Source organism: Companilactobacillus halodurans, assembly GCF_009600985.1.
GTDB lineage: Bacteria > Bacillota > Bacilli > Lactobacillales > Lactobacillaceae > Companilactobacillus > Companilactobacillus halodurans.
In genome coordinates this window covers 1-2,761 of the sequence record NZ_VDFP01000060.1, presented here as the reverse complement: position 1 = coordinate 2,761, position 2,761 = coordinate 1, and the positions used below count along the sequence as shown (strand labels likewise).

Genomic DNA, 2,761 nt, shown 5'->3' with positions numbered 1-2,761 from the left:
TTTCACTTTTATGAAATTTAATAGTTTTTTCTTTTAACATTTTCTTTATAATAAAGTACATTAAAAATAATATATATGTAAAATTTTCAAATAATAAACTTATGAGTCCCCCAAATCATAGAATATATGAAATTTAAAAATTCATTTATAATTGAATTTTCAAATTTCATATTTGTATACAGTGTCAAAACAAAAAAAATAAAACTACTATCTAAAATAAACTCCATTGGTATAGAAACGTTAACCATCGTTAATGCTTAAACCAGTTTACTAACTTTTTAACAAATCCTTTGGATTGATATACCATAGTTAGATTTTTTGTTTTTCCACCTGATATTGTTGATAGTTCTTTTTCTGAAATATTCTTTTTCATAATATTATCTCCCCTAATAATCTATAATAAAGAGCCATTATATTGACCATACTTCAAGTTAATATATTCACTCATCAAATACCGGGAGTGTCAAGAAGTTTGTGTAAAAAGGAATTGCCCTTTCTCCATAAAATTAAATCTTTTCAGTCGAAAAGTGATTCTAATGTATCCTTAACTTGTCCGAATCCACGATGAATTCGATTAAAGTTCTTTTCGTTGTAACTAATTACTTGCACTCCAATGAAATTGTCTAATGATTTTTCATTGGGAAACTGTTCTTTTGCTTTAGTCTTGCGTTTAATCTTTTTATTTAGCGATTCTATAATATTTGTTGAATAAATGGTTGGGCGTATTGCGGCTGGAAAAGCCAAAAAAGCTAATAATTCCTTTTCAATTGACCTAATGTGACTAATTAGATTTGTGTATTGTTTTTCCCAAGTACTATAAAAATCGGCAAGCATTTTACGAGCTTCAGCTTCATTGGTTACCGAATGAAGCTGTTTGAAATCATTTAAAATGACCTCACGGTCTTTTAAACGGACATGTGTACTAATATTACGCATAACATGAACTAAACATCTTTGAAATTTTGCTTTAGGAAAAGCATGTAACAGCGCTGGTTGAAGTCCGACCATTCCGTCCGCAATAATTAATTGAACCTGTTTAAGCCCTCGCTGCTTAAGATCTGCTGCCATTTCCGACCAGACTTCAGCATTTTCACTGGGTGCAATGCGATAATCAAGAACTTCTTTAATTCCAGTGGGTGTAATTCCTAAGGCAATATAAACCGCTTCTCTTTGAACTGTGTCACGACGCAAAGGTAAATAAGTTGCATCTAAGAATAAGCAAACATAGTTTGCTTTAATGGTTCGTTGATGAAAAGCTTCAATCTGCTCAGTTACTTGAGCAGTAATGTTAGAAACAGTTGTAGCTGAATAATAAGAACCATACATTTTCTCAATCAAATCAGCGATTTCACGAGTGGTAACACCTTTAGAGTAAAGTTGAATAATTGTAGTTTCTAAAGCATCTTGACGACGAGAATAAGCTGGAAGTAAATGATTATGAAACTTGCCTTGTCGGTCACGCGGCACAGCAATTTTCAACTTACCATATTCGGAATCAATTAACCGAAAGTATTGACCATTCCGATGATTGTTAGCCTTAAAACCATTACGTTCATAAGGATCATAACCGAGTAACGAAGTTAACTCAGCTTGTAATATTTGATTAATAGCTTTTTCAAGTTGTTGGCGAAAAAGTTCTTTAACATCGCCATTTGATAATAGAGTTTTGGTTAAATCTTTGGTAAACTGTTCCATGGGGAATCCCTCCGTTTTGGTTTGGTTTGACGATTTAATCATACGGGGAAGGGGTTCCCTTTTCAATAGGATTTTAATTCATTTACACAAACTATTTTATACTCTCCAAATACCACTTTGGATATTATACTATTTCAAACAACTTTATCTATATAAAATATATAAACGTTGATTTTTGCATATAAACGTATTATTTTTCAATTTACAGATTTTCTAGAAAATCATTACATATTTTAAATTCAAGATCATATCCACCCTTGTTCAGTATATTTTTTTCTATCTTATTACGATTTCAGTAAACTCTGTTTAGATACTTTAGGAGGCAAATTAATGACAATTAAATGGTTTTCCGGTGGTTCAGAACGCGCTGATGCTGCGATTTCAGTCATCGACGATGTATTAACAGACATCTACAATTATCCAGAAGATGCCACACTTCAAAAAGTTTTACTAGATTATAAAGATGAATTAGAAAAACAAGAATCTTCAGTTCCTTACATTCTAAGTAGAATGAACATTTCCCTTTCTAATGTTGTGACAAAGAATCATATTGTCTTAACAAAAAGTCAGTCTAGTAAATTAACCGAACTAGCTAAACTAACTTATATTCCATGCGGTTATTAATAATAAAAAGGTTTGAGAATAAAAATTCTCAAACCTTTTTTGCTGATTATATTTGTCCAACTTCAACTGAAGCATCATTAGACAATTTCTTTTGTAAGTACTTTTCCATTTCTTTATAGGAGATATTAAAATTCATCTCAACTTGTTGTGGTCGTTTTGTGTTGAAGATAACTGCTACTTTAGGTTTACGTCCTGGAATTTCAATGGGAATCAAGGTTACGTGAACTACTTGAGCATAATCGAGAACACCTGAATAAAAACCGTTTAAAACGATTTTCTTTTCGCCAACGCCACCAACGCCATTCATAATATTTAACAACATGAATAGAGCCACCATGATGATGTATGACAATTGACCAGTTGGTGAAACTAACAACCAAGCGCCAATAAACGCCGCAAAGATCAATGATGAAATTTTATAAATCGATCTTATTTCAATTTG

The 2,761-nt window shown here is 31.7% G+C and carries 4 protein-coding genes; 1 reads left to right on the top strand and 3 read right to left on the bottom strand.

Translation table 11 applies throughout. The features are described 5' to 3' along the window. Positions 1 to 250: 250 nt before the first annotated feature. Together FHL06_RS12300 and FHL06_RS12295 are read right to left on the bottom strand one after the other, a co-directional pair. Positions 251 to 373 carry a bacteriocin gene (locus FHL06_RS12300; RefSeq protein WP_153386862.1) on the bottom strand — a complete coding sequence of 41 codons (123 nt, stop codon included), beginning with the start codon at positions 371 to 373 and terminating at the stop codon, positions 251 to 253. A 143-nt stretch (positions 374 to 516) separates the two neighbouring features. After that, entirely contained in the window at positions 517 to 1,695 is a 1,179-nt protein-coding gene (locus FHL06_RS12295) for an IS256 family transposase (RefSeq protein ID WP_153386860.1), read from the bottom strand. A gap of 330 nt (positions 1,696 to 2,025) precedes the next feature. On the opposite strand from FHL06_RS12295, the gene FHL06_RS12290 reads away from it, so the two are divergent. Continuing rightward, positions 2,026 to 2,319: a bacteriocin immunity protein gene (locus FHL06_RS12290; protein ID WP_153386858.1), complete on the top strand. Its 294-nt coding sequence runs from the start codon at positions 2,026 to 2,028 to the stop codon at positions 2,317 to 2,319. 46 nt (positions 2,320 to 2,365) lie between these two features. On the opposite strand, the gene FHL06_RS14410 is transcribed toward FHL06_RS12290, so the two are convergent. Beyond that, positions 2,366 to 2,761: hypothetical protein (locus tag FHL06_RS14410; RefSeq protein ID WP_192917982.1), on the bottom strand; the 396-nt coding region annotated here is incomplete at its 5' end.